This window comes from Nocardia anaemiae NBRC 100462, from assembly GCF_001612725.1.
In the GTDB taxonomy this organism is placed as follows: domain Bacteria; phylum Actinomycetota; class Actinomycetes; order Mycobacteriales; family Mycobacteriaceae; genus Nocardia; species Nocardia anaemiae.
In genome coordinates this window covers 1-25,550 of sequence record NZ_BDAZ01000096.1, presented here as the reverse complement: position 1 = coordinate 25,550, position 25,550 = coordinate 1, and the positions used below count along the sequence as shown (strand labels likewise).

Sequence of the window (25,550 nt, the reverse complement as noted above, 5' to 3'; positions counted from 1 at the left end):
CGAGCGGGCCGGTGGCGCGTCCGAACGGGCAGATGTATCACCCGCGCAAGCTCGCGGGCAGCACCGATGTGGATGTGCTGCGCACCATGCGCGCGGGTGAGGTCCCGGTGCTGCTGTACGGGCCACCCGGAACGGGCAAGACCTCGCTGATCGAGGCCGCCTTCGGTGACCTGCTGACCGTGCAGGGCGATGGCGACACCACCGTCGCTGATTTCGTGGGCGAGTACACCCAGGCCCCGGACGGCACTTTCGTGTTCGTGCACGGGCCGCTGGTGAGGGCGATGCGTGAGGGCCGGGTGCTGTTCGTCGACGACGCGACCCTCATCGCCCCGACCGTGCTGTCGTGTGTGTATCCGGCGATGGACGGCCGTCGCGAGATCGTGATCAAAGCCAACGGTGGCGAGGTCATTAAAGCCGAGCCCGGGTTCTACATCTGCGCGGGCCACAACCCTGGCGTGCACGGTGCGATCCTCTCCGATGCCCTGGCGAGCCGTTTCGCGTTCCAGGTGCAGGTCTCGAGCGACTACGACCTCGCCACCGGGCTCGGGGTGAATCCGAAAGCGGTTCGGGTGGCCCGCAATCTGGCCACCCGCCAGACCAAAGGTGAGATCGGGTGGGCACCGCAACTGCGGGAACTGTTGGCCTTTCAGAAGATCGCCACCGCCACCAGCGAACTGACCGCTGCCGCCAACCTCATCGGTACCGCGCCGGAGGAGGACCGCGCCATCGTCGCCGAGGTCGTCAAAACCGTGTTCGGCACCGAACTCGCGCCCCTGTCCCTGGGCACCCGCCTCTGACCCGCTACCGCCCTGCCTGTTTCGGAAAGGAACACCCCGCCGTGACCGCTCACGTGATCGCCGACCCTGCCACCACACCCGCCGCACCGCCCGCCACCACCGGATGGGCTGCCCTGTCCGCCGCCCTGACCGAGGAGGCACCCCCGATCGCCGACCGCGACGACCTCGTGGTCACCATCGCCCCGGGCGCAGCCCACGGGCACCCGGCAGTGTTCATGCCCCACCGTGCCGCCATCGAACTCGACGGCACCCACCTCAAGATCGACCCGGACAGCGCGCGCCCGGACCGCAACAGCGACCGCGCCCGTTACGCGGCGGTGTGGGGTGCGTTCGTCCACGAATGCGCCCATGCCTGCCATTCGGTATGGGAGCCACCGACACTCGCGAATCCGGCGGTGGTCGAGGCGGCGATGCTGCTGGAAGAATCGCGCATCGAGGCCGCGCAGGTTCGCCGCCGCCCCGACGACCGCCACTGGCTGCGCGCCTCGGCCACCGAGATCGTCATCGGCGATACTGGCGGCCCCGCCGCGATGGCGGCGGTGCCCGCCACCGAATACACCGCCGCGCAGTCGGCCGCCCTGATTCTGGGGCGCGTGGACGGAGGCATCCTCGAACACGCCGAGACCGCGCCCACCGCCACCGCGATCGAAACCATCCTCGGTGCTACGAAACTCGCTGCCCTGCGCGCCATCTGGTGCCACGCGCACACTCTCGCCGACGACGACGCCACCGGCATGCTCGAACTCGGGCAGCGCTGGCTCGACCTCGTCGGCCCCGACCCGCACGCCGACCCCGACCCGACCTCGATACTGGCCGCAGCAATCGGTGCGACGATCGCCAATGTCACGAAAGCCGTGGCCGCGACACCGGTCCCGCTCGATCCTGCCGAGGCCGCCGCCGCTGCCGCTGCCGCCGAACTCGCCCGCGAGATCGAGGCCGCGAGCACAGCGGAGAAAGTGTTCGGCAACCGGACCCAGACCCGCACCCACCGCAACACCCGCACCCCATTCGACAGTGAACGGGCCGCCGCGCGGGTGCTGGCGCGTGCATTGAGCACCGCGAGCCGCCGCGAGCGTGCCGTGGTCAAAACCGGTTCGGTACTGCCGCCCGGTCGGGTGCGGATGCGCGGGGCGCTCGCGCGTGAGGCGCAGCGCGCCGCCGGTGCCATTCCCACCGCCGAGATGTTCACCCGCACCGTACGTAAAACCGTGCCCGTGCCGCCGCTGCGAGTCGGAATCGCCTGCGACATATCCGGATCGATGACCGCCTACGCCAAACCGGTCGCCTCCGCCGCCTGGATCATCGCCCAGGCCGCGCAGCTCGCGAGCATGCCCGCCGATACCGCCACCCTCACCTTCGGCGCGCGAGTGCGACCTGTCACCTACCCCGGCACCGCACCGGCGAAGGTCACCGAATTCAAATCCAGCGACAACTACGAGGCCATCGATGAGGCCATCGACGCACTCGACGGCGCGCTCGGGCTCTCGCGCCGCGAGAACACCCGCCTGCTGGTGATCATCTCCGACGGCAACTTCAACGCCGAACCCCGCCGCATCGCCCAACAACGCCTCGATCGGCTGCGCGCCAGCGGGTGCGCGGTGCTGTGGCTCGAACCCAACACCCTCTACACCGAACCCCTCACCGGGGCCACCGTCCACACCATCACCAACCCCGCCACCACCGCTCAAGCCATCGCCCGCGCCGCCACCACCGCAGTACGCACCGCATAACACCCTCACCGGGTGCGGGCAGGCCCACCCCCCGCCCGCCCCGGCTCGCCTCCACTGCCACCACCGCGCGCCCGCGCGGTGATGGCCTCGTTCCGGGCGGCCCTGGCGAGTACATCCGACTCACGGTCGGGAGCGCGGAATTGTCGAATTCATCTCGGACTGAGGGAATTCCGGAAACCGACGAGAGGAATTCGGGGCGCGGATTTTCTTTTGACGACCCGCTTGACATCGGCACGGGTATCGAGCGTCCATAGGGGCGGGAACAATGCCGAACCCCCGGGGGATTTCCCCCGATCCGGTGTGGTTTCCGTCCCGGCCGGGACATGACCGAACACCCACACGAAATCCCGAATTCACGGAGGGACCTGTCATGTCCACACGCAAGAAGAAGAACCCCGCCAGCAAGCAGCCGACCCCTGACCCGACTGCCGACCCCGCCCCGGCAGCCCCTGTCGGCGAACAGGGCGCGGGTGTGCCCGTGCCGCGCACCGACACCGAAAAAGCGGTGTGGGCGGCGCTGGGCAACTATCCCGGATTCACTATCGATGAGTTGGCGGGTGCGGCCGGGGTCGCCGGTTCCACCGCGCGGCGCATCCTGACGGCCTGGGAAACCGCCGGGGTCGCCCGCTCCCACCGCGACCCCGAATCCCCCCGTGCGGCCAAGACTTGGACCACTGCCGAACAGGCCACCACCCACGAACCGGCCGCGCCCGAAACGGTTGCGCCCGAAACGGTTGCCGCTGAGCCGACCCAACCCGCCAGCGTTGACGGGACGGAACCGGACCCCAGCGCACCCGCCGACACCGGGCAGCCGGACACGGCTGTAGCCGCGCCCACGGGCGACGAACCCGCCGCACCGGCACCCGATGCCCCGGCCCCTGATGCGGCAGCGGCGCAGCCCGAGCCGACCGAACGGCTGGCCCCGGGGGCGTTGCGGGGACAGGTCGAGGACTTCCTGCGCGATCACCCGGGCCAGGACTACACCCCGCACCAGGTCGGCAAAGCCCTCGACAAGTCCAGCGGCGCGGTACACAACGCGCTGGTCAAACTCACCACCGGCGGCATCGCCCGCCAAACCTGCGCGGCTCCCAAGAAATTCGCCCTCGCCGACGCCTGACCGCCGCCTGCGCGGCCCGGGCCCTAGGACCAGCCCGGGGGACCCGGGCACCGCACCCGGCTTCTCGTCCGACTCGTTCGTCAAATTTCCTGAAAGGCCCTACCCGGTCATGAACGACATCTCCCTCCCCGCCGTCGTCGCGACGGCCCTGCATCGCGTGTTCGCCTCCTCCCCACACGCCCCCGACAGCCTCGAGATGTGGCTGGCGGTCACCGCCGAGGCCACCCACCAACTCACCACTCCCACCGAACCCGCTGCGTCGCAGTGGCTTCCGATGTTCACCTACTACGACCAGAAGCGCATCGGAGCCGAATACAACCCCGTCACCGCCGCAGTGCGGATCACCAGCGGGCCGCTGACCGGCATCACCTACCCCGACCCCGACAGCGCGTGCCGCGCGATCGTCACGGCCTATGCCACCCCCGCCCCCGACGTTGACATCGACAGTGACGGTGACGGTGAGATCGACAGTGGCGGTGAGGTAGTCGATGACGACATGGTCGAGCTGATGACTTTGTTACCGACGTGGCGGCTGAGCGTCGATTACGACCCGGCCCCGCACGCACAGCCACACCCTGCCGCAACCCGCTGAACTACTAGCCGCTCGCACCACGAAACGGCTGGTGGGGCTGAGTAGAAGAACTGCTCGGCCCCACCGGCCGCTTGTCGAATGCCGTTGTGTCCCTTTACGACTAAAACTACTCGGGTCGCCTAATTTTGATCGACCACGTCGGATGCCGTGCGCGAGGACTGAAACCGATGATTCGTCGGTCGTGCGAGCCAAGCCTGGTGCAATGTCGGACACCGCCGGTAGCGTTTGAGGCTGTGCGCAACCCGATCCTGTCGATTCAGGTGCGATCCTGACCCGGTGGTTTCGCGCTCGAGGTCTGAGCACACGCAGCTCGGCACGTCAAGGTGCTCATGCTTCTGGGCGTGATTGTCAGTGATCGAGGAAAACATCGGCCTGCAGGCCGGGGGGATTCAAGATGTAGACCCGCTCGCTCCGCTCGACCGAGCGGGCCCGAATCTCCTCGATATCCCGCCGACCCCAACGAGTCTCGCTCGACCACATCAGGGAAGTGATCGAGTCCATCCGCGGCAGCGTCGCCTCGGTCAGGTTCGCGCCGGTCAGGTTCGCGAAACTCAAGCCCGCGTCGGTCAAGTCCGCGAAACTCAGGTCCGCCCGTGCCAGATTCGCGCGGGCCAGATTCGCCTCGGTCAGGTTCGCGCCGGTCAGGCTCGCCAAACTCAAGTCCGCGTCGGCCAAGTGCGCTTCGTGCAGAATCGCGCCGGAAAGGTCGGCGTCGGTCAGGTCCGCGTCGGTCAGGTTCGTGCGGGTCAGGTTTGCGTCGGTCAGGTCCGCGCGGGTCAGATTTGCATCGGTCAGGTTCGCATCGGTCAGGTTCGCTTCGTGCAGGATCGCGAGGGACAAGTCCGCGACGGACAACTCCGCGTCGGTCAGGTCCGTGCCGGTCAGGTCCGCGCCAGTCAGGTTCGCACGGATCAGCGTCGCTCCGCCCAGGTTCGCGGCGCGCAGGTCGGTGCGGATCAGGTTCGCGCCGGTCAGGTTCGCGTCGGTGAGGTCCTTGCCGGCCAGGTTCGCGCCGGTCAGATACGCATCGGTCAGGTTCGCGCCGCGCAGATCCGCGCTGCGAAGGGACGCGCGGACCATGACGCCGCGCCGCTCCTCCGGGCTCTTCCTAACCACAGCTGAGCGTGTTTCGGTCTGCCCTGGCTGATGGTATTGATCGGCCCGCGGCTGGAAGGCGGGCCAGGTTCCGGCGAGCATCGACAACAGTCGCCGCCCCAGCGAATCCGTCACAACCGTCGGCGTCGGTGCTGGCTGGAAGGAGGGCCAGGTTCCGGCGAGCATCGACAACAGTCGACGCGCGTATGACAGCTCAGTCATTGCCCACCCCCGGAATTCTTCGACGAGAGCGAGGATTCGCTGTAGGAGGCCAGTTTCTTGACCAGTACAGGCGCTGCGACCCCTGCCCCGAATGCGGCAGCGTTGGTACTGATGATGTCGCCGTACGCGATAGCCCATGTCGTCAGACCAGCAACCCCCAGGTTGACCGCCAGCCAGCTCAGGTACACGCTCCCACCAGGGCCACCGTTGCTTTTGAGCCAGGGCCAGCCTTTGACCCGAGTGCTGTCCTCCAGATAGGCGATACCGCAATTCGCCGCCGCGCCAGCGATCCCCCACAAGGCGTACTGCCACATCCTCCACACGGTAGATGCCCCAACGTTTTTCAGCGCGGGTTTGGGCGATAGTCCTCCGTCGCAGATGGTCCCAACTCGGGGACTCAAACTTCGAAGCGGCCGTCGATCTACAGGCACTGACACGAGGGCGTTCGCAGACGCGGCGGGCGTGACTGGGGCAACACCCGGAAGTGCCGATATGCCGAGGTTCTTTCAGGCCGTGCGCATGGTGTACGAGTGGACCGGACCTATTGCTGACGCGCCGTAGCATCGTGCATACTGTTGAACTTGTATTCGCTGGCTATGTAAAGCGTACCGGCGGGTATGCAATGCGACAATATGGAGGGTGAATGGGACGCCTAAAACGATGGAATAAACGCCCCTCTTAGAGGAACCTCTTGACCGAGGCTGCCCCAAAAAACGGAACCCTCCACCGAATACAGCATCAATTCCGTGCACTGGTGCGAATTTCCGAATTTTCGATCGATAATCCACTGAATTGGCCTTGCCGCCCTTTTCTCACTGACCACCTGGTCCGCGGACGGGGGCTGCCGTGGCCGACCTGAGCGCCGCGATCAGACGACACCTGAATCGGGCGGACTACCTCAGTAACCCCTCTCACATGCGCGGACGTGCGTGCGAAGATGCGGTCGAGCGAATATTCCTATCGGTACCCGGATGCAACACGAAGAGGAACGCGCTGGATTACTACCACTCCTCAGAGATCGATCTCATAGTCAGCAACGAGCGGCACCCGGACGGACTCGACCTGTGGTGGGCCAAAGGCGACCAACCCACTCTGCTTCCCTCCACCGTGCGGCTCACCGGCGAATTCTTCGACGAAGTCACCACCCGACCGGTCCCGGTGGACCTCGGCGCGCTGCGCGCCCTACGCCGATCCCCATGCGCCTGGACATTTACGCCTGGCTCACCCTCCGCATGAGCTACCTGCAACGACAGACTGTCATCCCGTGGGAGGCGCTGCGCTTCCAGTTCGGATCCACCCTCAAGGACACCAAACAGGGACGGCTGCAGTTCAAGAGGGACGTCGAGCGCCACCCTGAAGGAAGTACTCGTCGTCTACCGGGACGCACGGGTCGAGGGCTCTCCCGCCTGGCGTCGTCCTGAAGCCCAGCTTCACCCACGTCCCCTACAAGGGCATACGCGCCTTTCAACGGAGCGCAAACGCCTTGGAGAACACCTGATGGACGTCGTGTGCGCTGACATCGAGACTATTCGGTCTGCAGACCGGTCTCGTGGATTCGGCGGTGTAGTTCGTCCAAGAGGCTGACCGCTGCGGAAAACGCCGGCACCGATTCGGCTGGAAGTGTGTAGGCACACACCTTGGACGTGATCGATTCGGATAGCGGTAGGCCTGGATCAGTCGCCGATCCGGAAGATGGTGAACGATGCCTACGCGCCGGGCCGCCATGTTGAGAGATTGTGTGGCCGACTGGAGTACGGCGTCGCCGGTCAGGTCGACGAGCTTGTCGACGCTGGCGGATCCGCCTTCAGCAACCAGGGCCTGCACCAGCCGAAAGCCGCCAGGTGTCGAGGTTCGCAGTATCTTCTCCGCCAGCGCTGTGGTCCATTCGATGCCATCAGCGATGGCCTCCGGATCCGGCGGTGAGTCGCCGGAATCAGAAGCAGCAGAGTAATTTTCAAGAGGCAGGGCGGCGGGGAGGTGATCGGCGAGGGCAATCTGCGCCGCCAGCAGCCCTAACTGCACTCTCAGTTCCGGCGACATCGCGCTCTCAGCCAACTCCGCGACCGCGATGCGTAGCTCCTGGCGCGCGAACTCGAGATCATCGAAATCTGGGGCCATGCCGATGACGGTATCTACGTGAGCACACTTCTGCGCCTGAAAACCGCTGTCCCGTGGGGCGATACGTGTCCTCGACAGCCTCTCGGTGACACTCCAGTCAGCGAACCGCGCTGTTCAGGTCCGTGTTCATGCCGTTCACTCCTCGAGAAAGTAGATTTGCGCCGTTCTACTGACTTCGGGCAGGTTCTGCCGCGAGCTGCTTCTCTAACTCGGCCACCGCACGGGAATGCGTGGACATGGCGGGGTCCATCACCCAGATGGGGTCCTTGTAAGGCTGGAACCCGAGCGAACCCCAGGTGCGCTGCACTTTCGCCAGTTCGTCGCCGAACCTCGGATGCTTGACCAAACCGGTTCGGGTGTCCCACTCGGCGAACAAGTCGATCGGGAACGGATTCGTTGCGACGACTCCGGCGGTGTCGGCGAAGAGTCGGAGGATGCGGCTGATCAGGAGACGTCCTACACCACCCATGCCGCGCCAGGCCGGTGCCACGCGGGCCCGATCGATCAGCACGGCTCTGCTGCCCAATCCGCCGTCGATCATGTCCATCAATTCCGGGTGGAAGTCATTGCCGTCGAAGAGCACTCGGAAATGGTCGTAATCTGCAGACAGTTCGTCGAGCAGGCGCAGGATGCTGTCCTCAACGATGAACGGGTCGACGATCAGCCCATGCATTGTCAGGACCGTCCACTCCGACCGCGGCTCTCCCTCGTCGTCGGTGCGGGAAACCGACAGCCCCAAAGCCTGGTCGCTGTGCTGTGGATCGGTGCCACTGCCGCCGGTCACGGTGTAAATGGCGTGCCCTGACCAGGGCAGCATCCCTGGATCCCGGTAATCACCGACGACCGGGCCCGAGATCTCGGTGTGGATGCTGAAACAGGTCCAGTCGACCGGGTCGCACGGCGTCATCCGCCGATCCTAAAACCTTGCGAAGCGACGTGGGTGGCAGATGAAGTGGTTCCAAACCGGCGCCGGGGCAAGCAGTTTCGGCATACCGGGGATGTCGTTGGTGTGGTGAGTTCACGCTCAGGGGTTCTGGCGCCTCTACCTAGTAGACCGCGCATTACTCCCGAGATGAGGAAGAAGCTCATGACTCCGATCGTCGCCGCTGTGATCACAGCGCTGGGCATCCATGGGATCGCCTTTGGTGGCTTATGGATTCGCCTACGGTGGCAGACGAAGCAGCAGCGCGTGCACCGGCGGTACATCGTCGCCCTGGCACATTCTCTACCGCGCGGCAGCCGAATTGACGATCTTCACGGCAATGGCAGGCGAACTCGCCTCACCATAGGCTCAACCTCGAAAGAAACCGATGACTGACGATCAACCGGTCGGGGAGACGCAGCCAGTCACCTCCAGCGTTCTCCGCGGCTACAAGGCAACCGAGCTCGCCGCCTTCAGCGACTTCTACCGCCAGTTCACCCCGGTCTTGGTTCGGTTCCTACGTTGGCAGGGCGCCGAATGGGCAGATGCCGCCGAAATCGCCCAAGACACAATGACCAAAGCCTGGCGCAGTTGGTCAGACATCCAACAACCCGAAGCATGGGCCCGCAAGGTCGCCGGTCGCGAGCTCGTGCGCAGATTCGCCAGCATCGAGACCGACCGCATCACCGATACTTCGGAACGATCGGCACTGCTACCCGACGACATCGACCTCGCGGCCCTCGAGCTGCGCCACGACATCTTACGCATCCTCGACACGTTGCCTCGACGCCAACGCCAGGTCCTGGAGTGGACCCTCGCCGAGTACACACCGACCGAGATCGCCCAGATGCTCCAGATCACCCCCGAAGCCGCCCGCTCCAGCCTACGAAAGGCCCGTCGCAGCATCGCGATTCAGCTGAACTCGAGTGAGGAACAATGACCAAGCACATCGACGAGACCGCAGTCGAGCAGTGGCTACTCGTGCAGCGTGACGCTCTGGATGCTGACCTTGCCACCAGCCTCGATCTCGAAGCAGGCCTGAGGGAGGTCCTGATCGCGGCTCAGCGCGAGGCTATCGCTGATGATTTGAGTGAAGTTCTTGACCTTGACGCCGGGCTCGCCGCCATTGTGCCCGAGTCCGTGCCTGTCCCTCCAGCCCGGCAAGACATCAAACGCACCTACGACGTTGGGAGATTTGACGACGATGTCACGGCTATCAAAGAGCTTTCCATCAACGACCGGTGGGCACTCCGGACCAAGATGTTGCGGAACGGGCTTGAACTCGCTTATGAGATCGCGTGGGCGCTGGCAAGTGACTATGACGACGACACTCCGGAGAAACCCGTTTCGCCTTTATTTCCCGACTGGTCGCACTGGATCCTGGCGCACCAGGAGCGGTTCGACTACCTGAGTGCGGCGGTTGAACGCGGCTTGGAGGAGGGGGCGTACTATATACGTGGCCACATCCACATGGACCACCCCTCGAAAGATGTTCTCTTGCAGCTTTGGGGCCACCGAATCGCGCAAGTGCAAAGGATCGCGAGGATTGCTGCGGAGTGGCGAAACGCGGTCGTACACCGCGGAACTAGCCGTGGCGTCCCCTATCGAGCTGCTATCAACAACATGTGCGAGGTGGCGTCAGCTTTGGCTGACACCGTCCATGCCGTGAATGACTTCGTCGGAGAGGACCTGCGCGAAGCTGGTCTGGAAAAAGACGACCTCGACGGAGTCCGCTGGTCGGTCAAGACCAAATGGCCTCCGGAGTGGCTGGAAGAGATCGACCGAGACTCAGTTCCTATTGGCAATGGCGTGTTCGAAGTCCGCCAAGGCAACGCACGCACCAGCCTCGTGTGAGCTGACTGCAGGCCAGGATGCCATCAAAACCGGTCGGTATTTGCTGGCGATAAGCTCACGGTGTGGTGCTGCTGGTGCCGGCACCGATGCTGGCCAGTGCCGGGCGGCCGCCGACGCCGCCCGGGGGCTGGGCTGCGGAGTTGAAGTGGGATGGGGTGCGGGCGGTTTCGCGGTGTCAGGGCGGGGTCTGCCGGTTCTGGAGTCGCAACAAACGCGATATCACCACCGCCTACCCCGAGGTGTCGGCCGCGCTGCTGAGTGCCGCAGACGGTCGGGGTCTTGTTGTTGATGGGGAGCTGATCGCCCCGGATCCGGGCAGCGGCACCCCGGTCTTCGGCAGGTTGCAACGTCGTATGCACGTCGGTCGGCCGACAGCGGCGTTGATCGGGGCGGTGCGGGTGGAATACATCGTGTTCGATGTCCTGGGCCTCGACGACGAAATGGTGATGGATCAGCGCTATCTGGCCCGACGGGAACTACTCGACGAACTCGCCTTGGCTGGCGGGTTGATCCGGGTGCCGCCGTTCTGGCGCCTCGCTGATGTCGCTGCTGATCGGCTGCTGCAGGCGGCTGCGGAGGCCGGGATGGAGGGCATTGTCAGCAAGCGCCTCGACTCGGTGTACGAGCCGGGTCGGCGCTCGCCGCGGTGGATCAAGACCCCGTTGCGGCGCACCACCGATGCCGTCGTGGTCGGTTGGATGCCCGGAAGCGGAGTCAACTCGGCGACGTTCGGCTCGCTCGTGCTGGCTGCGCACGACGCTCAGGGTCGGCTGCGGTGTATAGGTTGCGTCGGAACGGGATTCACAATGGCCGCCCGCGGGGCCCTGCGCGCTGTCCTCGACCAGCTCGCCCGTGACACCAGCGTGCTCACCGAACCGGCACCGCCTGAGGTCGCGGGGGCGGCGCGCTGGGTCGAGCCGGTATTGGTCGCCGACGTGGAATATCGGGAGTTGACCGCCGAGGGCATCGTCCGCCACCCCAGCTTCCGAGGTATCCGCTCCGAGCGTGCCGTCGGCGAGGTGGGCTGGCCGGAGTAGTCGCTGTGTCTCTGCCCGGGGCAGCTGTGTGCGCATTAGCTGCGGTTTTTCAGTCGGGGATCAGCTCGACATGTTTCTTTGTGTCAGACGAAAAGCGCTCAAGCGCTGGCTCATTCGCCGTACGGTCAGCGCATGAATTTCCTGGATGCGGTCGGGACCGAGCGGGCGGAACGGATCAGACGCGACCGTGAGAGAACGAGTCAAAGACTTGAGTGGTTGGGAGCGCCACGTCCGCCGGCCGAAGGCAGTGCACTGGCTGGTGATGACAGGCTCTATCCAGAATGGCCGACGAGCAAGGTAGCGCTCCAGGGGCTCGTGTCAGCGACCGATCACCTCAGCGCGTTGTTCGAGTCGGTGTTGGAACACACCAGGCCCGTCGCGCAATTCACTTTGGCGCGGGCTGCGCTGTTCGCAGCCTCATGCACGATCTGGGTGTTGAGCCCGACGCCACGTCCGGAACGTCAGAAGCGTGCATTGTCGATTGCCCATGAGGACTTCCGTCAGTTGCGGGCCTTGGTGACCGATATCGAAGGAGGGGCGATGGCTGCACTCCTGACCCCGGAGAACGCCGCAGCAATCCGGACATACGTCGACACTCAGGTGAGCAAGATCGAACAGGTTCAAGGATTCGACGGCAGAAAGCCCAACGACAGCGAAATCATCAGCAAGGCAGCGGAATACATTGATCCTGAAGATAGCGGTCCTGCGCACGCCCTCAAGCTGCTGTGGCGCATCCACTCGGGTTATGCCCACGGCCTCGGCTGGCCGCAACAGCTGAAACATCCTGAGATCGTGGCGAGCAGCCCGAGCGTTCTCTACCAGCGGGTTACGTCAGATCCCGTCGACATCGCACAGGCCATAGACTCTGCCACCCTCGCCAGTGATGTGGCCTTCAGGCTCTACGAGCAGCGCTCAGCTTCTCCGCACCAGTAACTGGGAAAGTCGAGCGAAAACCACTGGGGCACAGGCGATTCGCTGCCAGCGTCTACGGCAGGCTGTCGAACAGTACCTCGGACACTCCCTTCGCCAGCAGTTCGGCGCGATCAGTAAGCACGTACCACGCACGGGCGGTGGCCTCGGTGACAGCGTGAGCAGCGCTGATCAGCGCGTCCGCGTCGTCTTGGTAGCCGCGTCGGCGTAGCAGCGCGCCGAGATCGGCGGCGGCGGTGGCGCGGTTCACAACCGAGATCATGGTGTGCGGGGCGTCGAGCAGCACACCGAGAGCATCGCGGTCGCGGCGGCATCGCCATGAGCTGGGGCGCCTTCGATGTCCTTACGGCGTTGTCTCTTCCCGAAGCCGCGAAAGATGGCCACGGTAGATCGAGATGTGCGGGTGGTCTGAGTCGAGTGCCTGTTCGGCCGCTGTGAGGTTCTGTTCATACAGCGCGATAGCCTCAGCCACCCGTCCTGCGGACTCGTAGGCGCTGGCGAGGTAGTGGCGGGTGGTCAGGGTATATGGATGGTCATCGCCCAGGACCCGCTCGCGGTCGGCGAGGTTGCGCTCGTATAGGGCGATCGCCTCGGACAGTCGTCCGGCTGATCTGTACGCATTGGCGAGATTGTGGCGTGCGGTCAGGGTTTCGGGATGATCGCTGCCCAAGACCCGTTCACTGTTGGTGTGGTTCAGCTCGTAGGCGGTGATCGCGTCGGACAGTCGTCCCGCCGACGTGTAGGTAAGGGCGAGGTTGTTGCGGGAGATCAGGGTGTCGGGGTGGTCGAGGCCGAGGACCCGCTCGCGGTCGGCGAGGACCTGTCCGTGGAGGGTAATCGCCTCGGATAGTCGTCCCCCGGCCCTGTAAGCGGTGGCGAGGTGGTCGCGGGAGCGCAGGGTGTCTGGATGATCGGGATCGAGAAGATGTTCACGGTCGGCGAGATTGCGTTCGCACAGTGCGATCGCTTCAGACACTCGTCCTGCCGATATGTAGGCGTGGGCGAGGTTGCCGCGGGAGTACTGGGCGTGGGGGTGGTCGGGGCCGAGGACCCGCTCGCGGTCGGCGAGGACCTGTTCGTGGAGGGTGATTGCCTCGGTCAGTCGTCCCGTGGACTTGTAGGCGTTGGCGAGGTTGTGGCGCGCGGTCAGGGTGTCGAGCTGGTCGGGGCCCAGGACCCGTTCACGGTCGGCGAGGTTGCGCTCGTATAGGGCGATTGCCTCGGATAGTCGTCCGGCTGATCTGTACGCATTGGCGAGGTTGTTGCGAGAGTACAGGGTGTCCGGGTGGTCGGGATCGAGAATCCGTTCGCGGTCGGCGAGGGTCAGCTCATAGAGGGTGATCGCCTCGGTCAGTCGTCCCGCCGATTCGTAGGTGTTGGCGAGGTTGTGGCGTGCGGTCAGGGTGTCAGGGTGGTCATCGCCCAGTACCCACACGCGGCTGGCGAGGACCTGTTCGTGCAGAGTGGTCGCTTCTTGCAGTCGCTCCGCCCAGTGGTATGCGTAGGCGAGACTGTGGCGTGCGGTGAGGGTGTCGGGGTGATGGTTGCCGAGAATTTGTTCGTGGGCGGCAACGGTGCGACGGGCCAGGTTGATGGCGCGGGCGAGTTCGGCGGATTCGATGAGTTGCTGAGTGGCCCATCGGCGTGCTGCCAACGAGGTGGTCAGGGCATCGAAGTCGGAGATGTGGTTGACCGCTTTCCAAAGGGCTTCGATGTGGTCGACCAGGCGTGAGCCTTCCTCGCGCCGCCGAAATGCCTCGGACTCATCGAACAGCAGTGGTGTGATCACCGCGGCGGCGTCGGCAGCGAGCTGACCGAGGGTCTCGGTGGTGTCGGCGCGTTCGCGGATAACCCGGCTCAGCAGCCGGTGCATCACCACCACATCACCGTTCACCGACCACGACAGCAGCGATCCCTCCACGCATCGCTGCAACGCCGCTCCCAGGCGGCCGTCGTCGTCGGGCAGCATTGTGTGGATGACGCCGTCGGGGGCCAGCATCGCCATCACCCCCAACAGCCATCGCACCGCCATGTCGAGTTCGGGGTCGTCGGTGGGGGTTTCGACAGTTTGGACCGCGAGCAGCAACGCCTGATCCACCGCAAGTGGATGATCACTTCCTCTACGTCGCGGCAGTACCGCGGGCAAAGGTTGCGCCGCCAGCAATTGTCGGTAGCGGAGGTAGTTCAGGCGACGACCGGTGATGGTGGCGGCCGCAGCCGATAGCGCCAGCGGCAAATCCCCCAGATCGGCTGCCACCTGGTCAGCGCCGTCTGGGTCGTCGAGTTCGGTCGCCTCGCCCAGATACTGGACCGACTCTGCCCGGGCGAATCCTAGTCCCGCGTCGACGAATTCACCGAACTGAGTGAACGCCCGATCGGTGCTGGTCACCACCACCCGCGTCATCCCACCAGTCGGCAGCAGGGTATCGACGAGGTCGGGATCGGTGGCGTTGTCCAGCACCAGCAACGCAGGCTCACGTCGTTCGGAGAGGTGATCCCGCAACCTGTGAGCGGATTTAGCGGAGTCGCCCTCGGGGTCGGCGACCCCCATCCGGGCGGCGACTTCGCCCAGGCCAGCGAGCAGGGTATCGGCGGTTTCGGCGTTGACCCATCCCACCAGCCCGGATTCGCTCGCGGCGATCACCTCACGGGCGTACGCGGCGGCGACCTGGGTCTTACCCGCCCCCCGCATCCCGGTCACCACCGCCGCCACGGCGGACCGCCGCAACATCTCCTGCAGCTCCCACACCTGAGCACGGTCGACGAAAAACGGTGCCCGCCGCGGAATCCGGCCCACCACCATCAGCCTGCTCATCGGCGTCGACGTAGTCGGTTCGGGCCTGCTCTCGTACTGGTCAGCGGGTGTCGGAGGTCGGGGGTCGGCGTAGGCGGCGGCGCGTAGTTTCTTCCAGTGTGCCTGCGTGGTCCCCGGCCACGGCAGCGACGCCGCGGTGTGCAGGCACTCCAACACGAGCACGAACTTCTCGTCCCCGCGGGGGATCCGCGGGTCGGGCTTGAACCAGTCGCTGATCGTCGCGGGAGGAACGGAGCGGCGATATCGGTGGCTGATCCAAGTCGAGATGTCGTTCGCGCTCAGATTCGACTGCCGACGCAATGTCGCCAGCTCAACAACGAACCGCGCACGCGCCGCCCTACCCTCGGACATCGACTGCCCACCCACCTCGGCGTCTCCTCCCGCGACTCGTACCCGACTCGACCCGACTCGACAGCTACGAGAAACCGGTCCTCACATGCGATTTCACCCACCATAGCCGCATCGGCACGTTGTACGGCCTCGAACCCGCACCGCTTCATGGTCGAAGCACCCACACGGACCGGAAGCGAGACCACCATGACCGGCACCACCCCTCACCAGCAGCATGACGGCACCAATCCCGCCGAGCCGCAGCGGGTCACCCGATACTGGCGCCACGCGCGCACCCCCTTGCTCACTGCCTCCGCCACCGCTGGCGTCTGGCTCGCCAGCGGCGCCCTACAGGAACTCGGCGCTCGCCTCATCGCATGGCTCTGGTGACCCCTGAGCATCGGCATCGGCATCGGCGGCCCTTCAGTGTCTGAGATCTCGCAGGCGTATCGGGGGGTTTCCCGCTGTTGCTACAGCTGCGGGCCCGCTTCCTGCCGGGCTCCAGATTCTCTGGCTCGTATGACGTGGTCGGAATCGGTGGGCTCCGACGCCTGCGCTACTTGCGATTTCAGGCGTGCGAGTGACCGGTGCTGGGCCACGCGTACCACGCCTACGGTGCTGCCGATAGCCATCGCGGTTTCCTCGGCGGAAAGCCCCATCACGAGTCGCAGGATGAGGATCTGCCGATCCTTTTCGGGTAGAGGAGTCAGCAGCTCGTCCATGGCCGCGGGGTCTGAGAGTGTTTGCCTGGCAACCTGTTCGGCGGGCTGTGCTGCGAGGTCGTCTCGTTGTCTGGCGGCGGCCGCGCGGTGCGCCTCGGCGACTTTGTGCGATGCGATGCCGTAGACATACGCCATGAACGGCCGGCCCTGGTCTCGGTAGCGAGGAAGTGCCGTCAGTACGGCCAGGCAGACCTCCTGCGCAACGTCGTCTGCGGAGAGCTGTCCGCGACCTGTGGTGCCGATCCGCGCGCGGCAGTACCCCACCACCAGGGGCCGGATGAGTTCGATTACCTGCGCGAGAGCGGATCTGTCACCGCCCGAGGCGGCCGCGACCGCCGCCTCCAGCTCCGCGCCTGTGCTGCTGGCTGGCGAACCTTTCAGGTCGACCCGAGACCGACTGGCTGCCTGTTGTTCGTTGTGGCCGGAGGTGGATACCTGCTCGGTCAGCCACTCGGTCACGACGTCGGCCAGCTTCGGCTCCGCGTCTGGACCAGGCGAAGTGGTTTTTGAGCGTTCGACAGGGGCGTTTTTGGGGTCGAGACGTTCCTGAGGCATCTGCAGCGGCGGCTGGCCACTGCCCGGTCCGTCGACCACCGCGATTGCCGCGCCGGACTGCTTTACCCACTTCCCGATCTTGCGGCGTGCTCTGGCCTTGTGGGAGTCGACTACGTGGATTGTCGTGTGAAGCTCGTCCGCGATTTCGGCGGAGCTCCAACCCCACTCCCAGGCCATGAACGCAATCCGGCGCTCCAGGTCGGTGAAGTTGTGGGTCATCATCTTAGCGAGAGACGCGAGTAATTCGGCACTGAGGTAGGCGGTTTCGGCATCCGGGAGGTCGACCGGGTCGCTTCTCGAGTCCTCGGTGGCTTCGGCGTTGAGCACCTCCACTTCGTCGCGGGCGTTCTGGCGGGCCCGGTAGAGCCGTCGGCTCACAGCAGCGCGGGTGGTGCCGAGCTTGGACGCGATCTCGGCAATCGTGTAGCCCTCCATCGAGAGAGTGAGGACCTGCCGTTGACCGCGGGGGAGCCTCTGCATTGTCCGGCGCACCAGATCGTTGGCGACGACCACGTCCAAGCCGTTGGGCAAGGTGGTCGCGTCCATGTGCTCGCGAAGCGTCTCGTGTGCGAAGGGGATCGTTCGATTCGTTTGGCGATAACGATCGATGATCCTGCGTTTGGCGACCATGAAAATCCACCGCTTGGGGTCTTCATGCCGTTGCACCTCGGGCCATTGCTGGAAAGCAGCGATCATGACGTCTTGGACGATCTCGCCGGCCTCCTCGCGCTGGTTCCCGAACCTCAGGGCGAATAGGTAGAGCGGGGAGGCGTAGCGACGGTAGAACTGTTCGAACTCATCATGATCGACACCACTGTTCGCGGATGCCTGCGCGGCAGGCATCCGCGAACGGGGCTGTTCCACCGGCCCGATTAGGGGCGCCACTCCGGGTCGTCTTTCGTGTTCTCCGCCGGTGCGTCCGGTTCGGGGTAGACCACCACCGTCGGATAGACGTAGTGGACTTCGCGAGGCTGGGTGAGTTGGTCCCACCCGCGCTGCCATGCTGCCTGAGCGGTGGTCCACGTCGCGTAGGCCAACTCCCCTGTGAGCCACACAGCGAACGGCCACGCACCGAAGTGCGCGACGTGGTCCACTACCGGGTTGCGTGATACCTGCTCGGTACCCCAGGCGACCAAAAGGCCTCCGGCGGGCCAGAACTGGCGGGTGAACGTTCGACGCAGCGGAGGAACATTCGCGTTCCTCCCAGGGGCGAACGGAAAATCGACACTGGTCACGGGTGCTCCGTTTTCTGTTGTTTTCTGTTGTTTGTCCGCCGGGCCCCAGTGCTCCTGCCAAGGTTGAGAATTCCGGTCGAACTGTTGGTGATCTCGATGCGAGATCTTCCTCCCGACCAGGCCGACTAACAGCGAAGCAAGCGCCCAGTTGCCACCCGTGTCGCCCAGCGAGTGTTACGTACATGTTAATTAGAGTTATGTGACATACATCACACTCGGGTCGACAATCGAGGGTTTGCTCCGATCTACGGGGTAGATGCGGGTGCTCCGTATCTGTTGCGTGGCCCGCCGTTCGTGCTCCTGCCAGAGATTCGTGGCGGCGGGCTATCGCTTTGCAGTCCAAGCGCTTTCACCCTCGCCTCAAGGTGAGCAGGTGTGTAGGGCGGAACATGCCGATGTCCATCGGGTCACTGGTCGCAAAGATGAAAGCCAGCGGCTTGGCGGCACAGCGCTCACCAGAAAACCGACCGCTAAAGCACTGGTTATCGGCGGTTAGAACCGATCGGATGTGGCTTGCCTCACAGTAGTCAAGGGGAATTACATGCCGCTCACGATGGTGTCGGAATTCGCTTCTTCGGCGCCATCGGCGGCTACCGGCCGAGGATCGAGTGAAGCAGCCCGATCACCGCGAGCGAGGTCCCAACTCCCAGGCCCACGTCGGTAATCACCCCGACGGCTGTACCGCTTGCGCCTCCTGCGGCGAGGATCACGAACCAACGCAGCGGCAGGCGTTCGGGATCGGGATGCGAACCGGAACGGTTCGCGGTGCTAGGTGCCACTTGACGACGCCTTTCAATCTCGGTGTTTGCCAGATCGGTACGGCGCCATGGCCGTCCGCTGACATCCAGCCTCTTTCGCGCATCGGGTCGTCGTCTACGATCGAGGCTATATCAATATGGCAGGGGGTTATCATTTCCGACGACGACGTGGCCCTGGCCATGCTCAGCGTTCCGCCGTTCGGTGGCCCCGGAACCGGAGGCCGGGTTATCGCCGACGCCGACGGGAGCCATCGAGTCGTGGTCAACTACGACGATGTGCCGGGGCCGTGGGTGTACACGGTCGAAGGTCGCCTCGTGGATGACAAAGCGATGATTACGAAATTGCTCGTGGCGCAGCGCGATCCGGCCAAGCCGATGCCGATCACCCAGACCGGTCTGCGCCGCGTACAACTCCGCCTGATCTTCGACCGCATCAAATGCGCGCTACGCACCGACTGGTCGAAGCGTGTATCACGGTTGCTCGGCGATGCCCGGACCCAAATGCCCAAGGCAGGGCGGTCGTGGCACGCAGAGCACTACCTGCAGGTGGCCTGGTTCTATGTCGAGGCAGAAGCATCCGGTCGCGCGCCGCGCCAAGCGATTGCAAAACAGTGGGATGTCTCGCCCGTCACCGCAAGTCGCTGGTTGAGCGAGGCACGCAAACGCGGCTACCTCGCGCCGTACCTTCCCGGACAGACCGAGCACACCGCGGCGGGTCTGTGGTCGAGACAACGGTTCGCCACGTCAACCGTCGAAATGTCAGTCGTCCGAGCCTTCCTCGACCGCGCGGTGCGGGAGGCGATCAAAGCCTCGCCGGAGACAGCGTTGGACACGATCCTGGACAGGCTCCTCACACTGGGCGGAGAAGCGATCTCGCGAACCACAGCGACCGAGAACGGCAAACACGAGCTCATTGCCGAAGCCTTCTTTACGTATCTGTTCGCATTGGCAGAGCACAGCGAGACCGAGTCGCTGCGCTCTGCTGCCGCCGCACTTGTGGACGCGCTGGTTGCCGACGGGCAGACCGAAGACCAACCGTAGCGGCTTGGCGGCACGGGTTACACGGGCGGCGTGCAACGGGGCTCACCGCGCGGGAGGGTGTCTCACTCTTGTCGCTCGTTTTGAAACAGCCTGTCACGCGGGTCAGGTCGCGCTCGTTGCGGATTCGACCGTAGCGCAAGTGGTGGATGCCGCATCGGCGGCGATTCTGCCTATTTCGTGTGGTCGATGGCGTGTTCGAGCCAGTCCAGCAGCTCGGTGATGGCGGTGGCGTAGCCGTTGGAGTGAACCCCGGTGGCGGCGAATCGGGCCGCGTCGCTGCCCTGGCGGGCCAGATCGCCCAGCGCGGTGCTGGTAGCGGGACTGGTTGTGGCGGTGTAGGTCTGGGCGAGCGAGCCGAACTGGGTTCCGGTGAACGCGGAGGCGGTGGCCTCGAGGATGTCGGTGGCGACGGGGACGACTCCTGACAGCGTGAGCAGGGCGGCGAGGGGGTCACCGGCGGCGAGTTTCTGTAGGGCGTTCCAGGCGATTTCCTGTGCTTGCCCGATGTCGGTGGCGATCCGCGCGATCTCGAGATCCGCGAGGACACCGACGATCTGAGAGGCCACTGCGACCCAGCCGGAGGTGTCCAGCGGCGCGGCCAACGTCAGCGCGCGAGCCACGAGATGCAGGTCGATTCCGGCGACCATGCGAACGAGGGGGGTGAACTGGTTGTTGAGGTCCCCGGCGACCCGGTGCAGGCCGGGGATATCGCCGGTGGCGATGAGAGCGGGTAGCTGGGCGAGGTCATTGATGATGGCGGGCACGTTCGCGGCGATCCCGGAAAGCCCACCCAGCACGGTGACCGCCTGCGCGAGCACCTTCGAGGGATCCAGTCCCGCGGTCGAGTCCGGGCTCATTGCCGGTGCCGTCGTGCCCGTGCTGGGCACCGTTGCCGACGTCGAGTCCGGGACCGAGGTGGAGGTCACGGCGCGGCCTACCGCGGTGAGGGCCGGTGATGCCTGGGGTGAGGTCGAGCAGTAGAGGTCACCCTCGGCGCAGAGAGTGTGGACACGGTCGGTGAGATCACCGAAGCCCTGGAAGCGGGGACCGGCGATGCCCTGGCCGGACACAGGATTGCCGAGCTGGGCGGTGGTGGGGTCGCGGCGCGGATCGGAGACGAGTCCGACCGCGACGGCTCGGGAGGCGGGTATCGGACCTCGGTTGTTCCCGATCGCGGTGGCGAGATCACCGACGATATCGGCGCCTTGGGAGTAGCCGGCGAGCACCACGCGCGTGCCCGAGCACAATCGGGCCAGGGTGGCGGTGAGTGCTTGTGCGCCTTGGGATTGCGAGGGGGCGTAGGGGGCGGCATCGGCGGTGTAGGCGAGAGTGCGCACGTTGATGTCGCTGCCGTAGCGGGCGGTGAGTCCTTCGGCGATGGGGGCCAGCATCCCCACCGGCCGCGTCGGGTCGGCGGTCGGGGTGGTCTCGGATGTGCCCGGTACCAGCAGCGCGGTCCAGCGTGGGCAGTTCGCGGCGGCGGGGGCTGGTGTCGGGTCTGCGGCGGCGACACCGGCCCCGACGACGGTCGTGGCGGTGACGGTGGCACACAGCAGCGCACGAACGGAGCGGCGGGTGTGGGCGAGCCGGTGGTGGGTGTGCATGGTGGTGGGTCTCCTGTCGGGTTCGAGATGGGTGCCTCGATGTCCGGAATTCGCGGTCGCCGAGACTTTTTCGCAGAGCCGGGCGTAGGGTTCGGTAGTCGTGGAACAGCGACCCCTCGGGGTTGAGCTACGGTGGGACGCGGGAATCGCGCTGTGCCGCAGGGGGAATGGCGGCGGGGCGAGTAGCGGCGTAATAGTCGTCTCCGCGCCAGCGGTAGTCACTGACTTGGACGGGCTGTCCCACATCCGGCGCATGCACCATCCGCCCGGCTCCCAGGTAGAGGCCGACGTGGTGGACGTTGTTGTCGGTGGTGCCGTAGAACACGAGATCGCCTGGCGTGAGCTGGTTTTCGGGGATGCGGACTCCGGTGTGGATTTGGTCGTAGGTGGTGCGGGGCAGGGTGATTCCGGAGGTCCGGTAGGCGGCTTGGGTGAGCCCGGAACAGTCCCAGCCGCCGTTGATCTCGGGGCCGTTGCCACCCCACAGGTAGGGAACCCCGAGCTGAGTACAGGCGAAGGAGATCGCTTGGGCGGCAGCCGGACTCGCCGCTTGGATGGTGTGGCAGTCACCGCCGCCAGAGCCGGTGGTGGCGCGGTAGCGGGCGGCCTGGTCGTGGACCTGGTCCACATACCAGTCGGCGTGGTTGTAGGCGAAGATCGCCGCACGCAGATCAGCGGGCGCACCGGAGTCGCACAGGTAGTGGGCGGCGGCGTGGATGGCGTCGCTGGGGTTGTAGCGCGAGGGCGGGCTCGCCCCACCCTCGGGGAGTCGATGCCGGGCCACCACAGCATTGAAGGTCGGTTCCAGGAACTGCATGAGGCCTCCGGCCCCGGCCGAGTTCTCCCCGGAATGCACGCCCGGCAGGGGTGAGCGGCCGTGGTCGGTTTCGATCTTGCCGATCGCGGCGAGCACCGACCAGTCCAGACCGGGACAATCACCGGCGGCGTTCTGGTAGAGCACCAGCAGTTCCGTCGGGATGTCTTCTCGCGCTTGGGGACTCGGGGTGCTGCCCGCCCCAGCCGACGAACTGGAGCTGGGAGTGGGTAGTGGCTGCTGGTAGACGATGACGGTGGTGACCACGGCGGCGATGACGACGACGCAGAACACGACCGCGGCGCAGCCCGCGCCGAGGGCTTTGACCAGCATCGGGGTTTCACCGGTATTCGAGTGTGGGCGAGCGAAGCGGCGGTGGTGGCGCGAGCATGACCTGACCGCCGAGAGTGGCCATGCTGTCCTCGGTGTCGATCTCGGGGTCGGGTGGGGTGCGGCGTGGCCATACGGAGGCCAGCTCCCACAGGCGTAGGCGGGTCGCGCCGGAGGTGTCGAGGGGGAGCCATACCCGGTCGGCGGGGCTCGGATCGGAAAGAGGGGCAAGGAGTTCGGCCGCGGCGGTGGCGACCGGCACCGCCTCGGGGTCGGGCAGCTGCTCCCACGTGCGGCGCACACGCTCGCGCGCGTTGATCTCTCGCGTGGTGGTCGGTACCCAGAACAGGACGGGGGTGATGAGGCCGGTGGTGCGGGCCAGTTCGCTGTAGCCGCTGAGTTTGGTGGCCACGCGCGGCAGGGACGTGGTGGCGAGGTCGTATTCGAGGAAGAAGTCCAGCACCGTGCCCGAGCGGGGGTGGGTGTAGCGGCCGAAGGCATCAGGGCGCGCGAGGTCTCCCCATAATCGCTGGCAGCGGGTCTGTGACCACCAACCCCTGACTCGCGCGCCGTCATCGTCGCTGATGTGGTGGCGGTAATGGCTGGTGAGGGCGGTGAACCAGTCGCTGACCCCGAGGGTGTGGGTCAGGTGCAGGCTGTGGGCGATAGCGAGAGCCTGTTGGTGGTTGTAGCCCAGCTCGCGCACGCTGGTCCCGGCTTCGGCGGCGAGCACGGCGGCTCCGGCCGGGGCCAGGACCCAGTGCGACGGGGCGCTGCCTCGGGTACGCAGGGGCCGGAACCGGTCGATGACGCGGTGCTCGTGCAGGATCGCCAAGCGACGCAGGGCGAGTTTGGGGGTGGGGAACGCCAATTCGGCGAGGTGGTTGGTGGTCAGGACGCGGTGCTCGTGCAGCATCCGCAGGATCCAGCGGTCACGCTCGGTCAGCCGCGCCACGAGCGCGACGGTGTCGCTCGCGCGGGGCCGGGCTGGACGCGGCGCGCGCAGATCGGATTGCCGATCGGGGTGGGCGATCATCGGTGCGAGGAACCTTTCTCCGACGACCTCGACCCGGCGGTGGTCTGCGGCCGCCGGGGGTCGCGCGCGGCTGGTGTTGCGCCGCTCGGGACGGCGGGTTTGCCGCCGGGCGCGTTGTCGGGTGGTGTGCTGAGGCGGGCGCGGGCGGCGGCGGCGATCTCGCGGGCGCGACCGGGAACCGGGGGATCCAGCGGTCGGGTGGTGAGGGTGAACGGGCGCGCGTTTTGTCCGTCGACCAGTAGGCGGGCGGCGGCGTGGAAGGCGTCGAGATGGGTCAGGTCGTGCTCGGACAGCCACGGGTCGGTGTGGCGGGCCAGATCACGCGCGTCGTCGGGCGAGACGGCGAAGATGATCTTGTTGCGGGCGTTGGTGGAGATGCCGTCGCGCAGTTCCCGGGTGAGTTGGCCGAGGTTCTGGTGGGCCAGGGACAGTGACAGGTGCAGGCCGCGGGCCTCGGCGAGCATGTCCTCGACCGGGGTGGACAGGTTCAGGAAGTTCTGTGCCTCGTCCAAGACGAGTGCGGCATCGGGGCGATCGGTGGCAGGTCGCCGCGCGCGGGCGGTGACGGCCTGCCAGGTGCGTGCGACCAGTAGCGAGCCGACCAGGCGGCTGGTCTCTTCCCCGAGCGATCCTTTCGGCAACCGCGCCAGGCAGATTCCGCCGTGGTCGAGGATGTCGGCGAATTCGACGGTGGAGGGTCCGCCCGCGATGGCGGCGCGCACGAACGGCCTCAAGAGGAACGCGCGCAGTTTGTTGAGCAGAGGGCCGGTGAGTTGGGCGCGGCCGGTGTCGCTGAGTTGTTCGTAGCTATCCCAGAATCCGCGCAGCACCGGGTCAGGGGTGGTGCGGGTGACGCGGTGGCGGAAGGCGGGTTCGGTGAGCAGGCGGGGTAGGTCGGCGAGGGTGGGAGTGCCGGGTTGGGCGCACAGGGTGAGCAGGCTCGCGCGCATGATGTCGTCGGTGCGCGGTCCCCACCACTGGGAGAAGATCCGGTGAAAGACGGTGACGAGGTTGTCCACCGCCAAATCCAGGCCCGGGCTCCCGGTCCGCCCGATGTCGAGAGGGTTCACGCATGGCGGGGCGGCGGGGGAGTCGGCATCGAAAAGCACCACCCGGTCCCCGAAACGCGACGGCAGTCGGGAGAGGATGTCGGTGACGAGGTCACCTTTCGGGTCGACCACGATCGTCCCGCGCCCGGCCTCGGCGTCGTCGAGGATCATCCGCGCCAGCAGCGTGGATTTGCCGACGCCGGTGGGGCCGAGGATGTGTAGGTGGTGGCGGGCGTCAGACACCTTCACCGCAACCGGGCGGCGACCGCCGGTGTCGGAGACCCCGAGAGGTTTCGTGTGGGGACCAATGGTGGGGATTTGGGGTGCGGGGGACAGGGCGCGGGCTCCGGCGCGTTGCAGGCCGGGTAGCCCGTCGTCGGTGGGCAGGTGCGCGATCGAGGCCAACTCCGGCACCGACAACACGTCCCCGCGCCCGAGCCGCCGCTCGCCCAGCAGCCGGGCGAGCCGTATCCGGCGGTGTCGCCGGTAGTAGTTGTGGTCGGTGCAGGCCCCGAACACCGTGGCGAGGGCGTCCGCCCGTCCTCGTGCTACCGACCGCGCTTGGGAGACCGCAGCCCGGTCGGGATCGTCGGGGACCGGGATCGAGACCGCGTAGCGCACGACGGTTTCCCAGTGCGGGCCGCGTGCTTTCGTTGCTGCCGCGCGTGCGGCGGCGGTGTATTCCATCGCGGTTTGCCGGTTCCCGGCTCGCTTATCCGCCGCCGCGCCGCTGGTGCGCGCGGACCGGGCGAGGGGTCCTGGGGTGATCAGGTTCAACACATCGTGCAGCAGCGCGGCCACGAACCCGGTGCTCGCCCCGGCGGCCCCGGCGGTGCGGGTGGCGTGG

24 protein-coding genes and 1 pseudogene are annotated in these 25,550 nt (G+C 66.0%); 12 read left to right on the top strand and 13 right to left on the bottom strand.

What is annotated here, in order from left to right; all coding sequences use genetic code 11:
- From NA5_RS37570 to NA5_RS37555, 4 genes are all read left to right on the top strand, one after another.
- The coding region (locus NA5_RS37570; protein ID WP_157110870.1) for an AAA family ATPase at positions 1 to 797 on the top strand (797 nt) is incomplete at its 5' end.
- Positions 798 to 838: 41 nt separating this feature from the next.
- The gene (locus tag NA5_RS37565; RefSeq protein WP_062993801.1) at positions 839 to 2,527 is read left to right on the top strand and encodes a vWA domain-containing protein; all 1,689 of its coding nucleotides are present in this window, start codon (positions 839 to 841) and stop codon (positions 2,525 to 2,527) included.
- Between the two features lie 370 nt (positions 2,528 to 2,897).
- Positions 2,898 to 3,644: a hypothetical protein gene (locus NA5_RS41060; protein ID WP_157110869.1), complete on the top strand. Its 747-nt coding sequence runs from the start codon at positions 2,898 to 2,900 to the stop codon at positions 3,642 to 3,644.
- Between the two features lie 109 nt (positions 3,645 to 3,753).
- Positions 3,754 to 4,236: a hypothetical protein gene (locus NA5_RS37555; protein ID WP_062993799.1), complete on the top strand. Its 483-nt coding sequence runs from the start codon at positions 3,754 to 3,756 to the stop codon at positions 4,234 to 4,236.
- A 348-nt stretch (positions 4,237 to 4,584) separates the two neighbouring features.
- Here the strand turns inward: NA5_RS37555 and NA5_RS39965 are convergent, their stop codons facing one another.
- A complete protein-coding gene (locus NA5_RS39965) occupies positions 4,585 to 5,517 on the bottom strand; it encodes a pentapeptide repeat-containing protein (RefSeq protein ID WP_174555319.1) in 933 nt (310 codons plus the stop codon).
- Positions 5,518 to 5,549: 32 nt separating this feature from the next.
- Positions 5,550 to 5,867: a hypothetical protein gene (locus NA5_RS41705; protein ID WP_062993797.1), complete on the bottom strand. Its 318-nt coding sequence runs from the start codon at positions 5,865 to 5,867 to the stop codon at positions 5,550 to 5,552.
- Positions 5,868 to 6,468: 601 nt separating this feature from the next.
- Here NA5_RS41705 and NA5_RS37540 point away from each other — a divergent pair.
- Positions 6,469 to 6,789 carry a replication initiation protein gene (locus NA5_RS37540; RefSeq protein WP_062993796.1) on the top strand — a complete coding sequence of 107 codons (321 nt, stop codon included), beginning with the start codon at positions 6,469 to 6,471 and terminating at the stop codon, positions 6,787 to 6,789.
- A gap of 228 nt (positions 6,790 to 7,017) precedes the next feature.
- Here the strand turns inward: NA5_RS37540 and NA5_RS37535 are convergent, their stop codons facing one another.
- Both NA5_RS37535 and NA5_RS37530 read right to left on the bottom strand, forming a co-directional pair.
- Entirely contained in the window at positions 7,018 to 7,671 is a 654-nt protein-coding gene (locus tag NA5_RS37535; protein WP_062993795.1) for a hypothetical protein, read from the bottom strand.
- A 166-nt stretch (positions 7,672 to 7,837) separates the two neighbouring features.
- Positions 7,838 to 8,578 (bottom strand): hypothetical protein, encoded by a 741-nt coding sequence (locus tag NA5_RS37530; protein ID WP_062993794.1) that lies wholly within the window; start codon positions 8,576 to 8,578, stop codon positions 7,838 to 7,840.
- Positions 8,579 to 8,758: 180 nt separating this feature from the next.
- On the opposite strand from NA5_RS37530, the gene NA5_RS41055 reads away from it, so the two are divergent.
- The 5 genes from NA5_RS41055 (at position 8,759) to NA5_RS37510 (ending at position 12,417) form a co-directional block, all read left to right on the top strand.
- On the top strand, positions 8,759 to 8,989 hold the full coding sequence (locus NA5_RS41055; RefSeq protein WP_157110868.1) for a hypothetical protein: 231 nt from the start codon (positions 8,759 to 8,761) through the stop codon (positions 8,987 to 8,989).
- Positions 8,982 to 9,533, top strand: coding sequence for an RNA polymerase sigma factor (locus NA5_RS37525; protein WP_062993793.1), 552 nt, complete (start codon positions 8,982 to 8,984; stop codon positions 9,531 to 9,533). The genes NA5_RS41055 and NA5_RS37525 overlap by 8 nt, the downstream gene beginning before the upstream one ends.
- Entirely contained in the window at positions 9,530 to 10,447 is a 918-nt protein-coding gene (locus NA5_RS37520) for a hypothetical protein (protein WP_062993792.1), read from the top strand. The genes NA5_RS37525 and NA5_RS37520 overlap by 4 nt, the downstream gene beginning before the upstream one ends.
- Positions 10,448 to 10,509: 62 nt before the next feature.
- A complete protein-coding gene (locus tag NA5_RS37515; RefSeq protein WP_245672653.1) occupies positions 10,510 to 11,484 on the top strand; it encodes an ATP-dependent DNA ligase in 975 nt (324 codons plus the stop codon).
- A 132-nt stretch (positions 11,485 to 11,616) separates the two neighbouring features.
- Entirely contained in the window at positions 11,617 to 12,417 is an 801-nt protein-coding gene (locus tag NA5_RS37510; RefSeq protein WP_062993791.1) for a hypothetical protein, read from the top strand.
- Between the two features lie 52 nt (positions 12,418 to 12,469).
- On the opposite strand, the gene NA5_RS37505 is transcribed toward NA5_RS37510, so the two are convergent.
- Both NA5_RS37505 and NA5_RS37500 read right to left on the bottom strand, forming a co-directional pair.
- Complete coding sequence (locus NA5_RS37505; protein WP_062993790.1) at positions 12,470 to 12,700, bottom strand: hypothetical protein; 231 nt, start codon at positions 12,698 to 12,700, stop codon at positions 12,470 to 12,472.
- Between the two features lie 57 nt (positions 12,701 to 12,757).
- A complete protein-coding gene (locus tag NA5_RS37500) occupies positions 12,758 to 15,580 on the bottom strand; it encodes a tetratricopeptide repeat protein (RefSeq protein ID WP_157110867.1) in 2,823 nt (940 codons plus the stop codon).
- Positions 15,581 to 15,727: 147 nt separating this feature from the next.
- Between NA5_RS37500 and NA5_RS37495 the strand changes: the two genes are divergently transcribed.
- Entirely contained in the window at positions 15,728 to 15,949 is a 222-nt protein-coding gene (locus NA5_RS37495) for a hypothetical protein (protein ID WP_062993788.1), read from the top strand.
- Positions 15,950 to 16,029: 80 nt separating this feature from the next.
- On the opposite strand, the gene shbA is transcribed toward NA5_RS37495, so the two are convergent.
- From shbA to NA5_RS41580, 3 genes and pseudogenes are all read right to left on the bottom strand, one after another.
- A complete protein-coding gene (gene shbA / locus NA5_RS42735) occupies positions 16,030 to 16,662 on the bottom strand; it encodes an RNA polymerase sigma factor ShbA (RefSeq protein ID WP_371856495.1) in 633 nt (210 codons plus the stop codon).
- 516 nt (positions 16,663 to 17,178) lie between these two features.
- A pseudogene (locus NA5_RS42730) lies at positions 17,179 to 17,679 on the bottom strand (RNA polymerase sigma factor); the annotation flags it as partial.
- 29 nt (positions 17,680 to 17,708) lie between these two features.
- Positions 17,709 to 18,071 (bottom strand): hypothetical protein, encoded by a 363-nt coding sequence (locus NA5_RS41580; RefSeq protein ID WP_169811422.1) that lies wholly within the window; start codon positions 18,069 to 18,071, stop codon positions 17,709 to 17,711.
- Positions 18,072 to 18,850: 779 nt separating this feature from the next.
- On the opposite strand from NA5_RS41580, the gene NA5_RS37475 reads away from it, so the two are divergent.
- The gene (locus NA5_RS37475) at positions 18,851 to 19,870 is read left to right on the top strand and encodes a hypothetical protein (RefSeq protein WP_157110866.1); all 1,020 of its coding nucleotides are present in this window, start codon (positions 18,851 to 18,853) and stop codon (positions 19,868 to 19,870) included.
- A 170-nt stretch (positions 19,871 to 20,040) separates the two neighbouring features.
- Here the strand turns inward: NA5_RS37475 and NA5_RS37470 are convergent, their stop codons facing one another.
- The 4 genes from NA5_RS37470 to NA5_RS37455 all read right to left on the bottom strand — a co-directional run.
- The gene (locus NA5_RS37470; protein WP_062993784.1) at positions 20,041 to 21,474 is read right to left on the bottom strand and encodes a cutinase family protein; all 1,434 of its coding nucleotides are present in this window, start codon (positions 21,472 to 21,474) and stop codon (positions 20,041 to 20,043) included.
- A 127-nt stretch (positions 21,475 to 21,601) separates the two neighbouring features.
- Complete coding sequence (locus NA5_RS37465; protein ID WP_062993783.1) at positions 21,602 to 22,621, bottom strand: C40 family peptidase; 1,020 nt, start codon at positions 22,619 to 22,621, stop codon at positions 21,602 to 21,604.
- Between the two features lie 7 nt (positions 22,622 to 22,628).
- On the bottom strand, positions 22,629 to 23,654 hold the full coding sequence (locus tag NA5_RS37460; RefSeq protein ID WP_062993782.1) for a replication-relaxation family protein: 1,026 nt from the start codon (positions 23,652 to 23,654) through the stop codon (positions 22,629 to 22,631).
- Positions 23,651 to 25,550: type IV secretory system conjugative DNA transfer family protein (locus tag NA5_RS37455; RefSeq protein WP_062993781.1), on the bottom strand; the 1,900-nt coding region annotated here is incomplete at its 5' end. The genes NA5_RS37455 and NA5_RS37460, both read right to left, overlap by 4 nt.

Coding starts and splice junctions, on each gene's coding strand:
- NA5_RS41705 (WP_062993797.1), bottom strand. CDS start 5,867: ATGTGGCAGTACGCCTTGTGGGGGATCGCTGGCGCGGCGGCGAATTGC.
- NA5_RS37555 (WP_062993799.1), top strand. CDS start 3,754: ATGAACGACATCTCCCTCCCCGCCGTCGTCGCGACGGCCCTGCATCGC.
- NA5_RS37500 (WP_157110867.1), bottom strand. CDS start 15,580: ATGTCCGAGGGTAGGGCGGCGCGTGCGCGGTTCGTTGTTGAGCTGGCG.
- NA5_RS37520 (WP_062993792.1), top strand. CDS start 9,530: ATGACCAAGCACATCGACGAGACCGCAGTCGAGCAGTGGCTACTCGTG.
- NA5_RS37460 (WP_062993782.1), bottom strand. CDS start 23,654: ATGATCGCCCACCCCGATCGGCAATCCGATCTGCGCGCGCCGCGTCCA.
- NA5_RS41060 (WP_157110869.1), top strand. CDS start 2,898: ATGTCCACACGCAAGAAGAAGAACCCCGCCAGCAAGCAGCCGACCCCT.
- NA5_RS37495 (WP_062993788.1), top strand. CDS start 15,728: ATGGTCGAAGCACCCACACGGACCGGAAGCGAGACCACCATGACCGGC.
- NA5_RS37530 (WP_062993794.1), bottom strand. CDS start 8,578: ATGACGCCGTGCGACCCGGTCGACTGGACCTGTTTCAGCATCCACACC.
- NA5_RS37510 (WP_062993791.1), top strand. CDS start 11,617: ATGAATTTCCTGGATGCGGTCGGGACCGAGCGGGCGGAACGGATCAGA.
- NA5_RS41055 (WP_157110868.1), top strand. CDS start 8,759: ATGACTCCGATCGTCGCCGCTGTGATCACAGCGCTGGGCATCCATGGG.
- NA5_RS37535 (WP_062993795.1), bottom strand. CDS start 7,671: ATGGCCCCAGATTTCGATGATCTCGAGTTCGCGCGCCAGGAGCTACGC.
- NA5_RS37540 (WP_062993796.1), top strand. CDS start 6,469: ATGCGCGGACGTGCGTGCGAAGATGCGGTCGAGCGAATATTCCTATCG.
- NA5_RS39965 (WP_174555319.1), bottom strand. CDS start 5,517: ATGCTCGCCGGAACCTGGCCCTCCTTCCAGCCAGCACCGACGCCGACG.
- NA5_RS37470 (WP_062993784.1), bottom strand. CDS start 21,474: ATGCACACCCACCACCGGCTCGCCCACACCCGCCGCTCCGTTCGTGCG.
- NA5_RS37525 (WP_062993793.1), top strand. CDS start 8,982: ATGACTGACGATCAACCGGTCGGGGAGACGCAGCCAGTCACCTCCAGC.
- NA5_RS37465 (WP_062993783.1), bottom strand. CDS start 22,621: ATGCTGGTCAAAGCCCTCGGCGCGGGCTGCGCCGCGGTCGTGTTCTGC.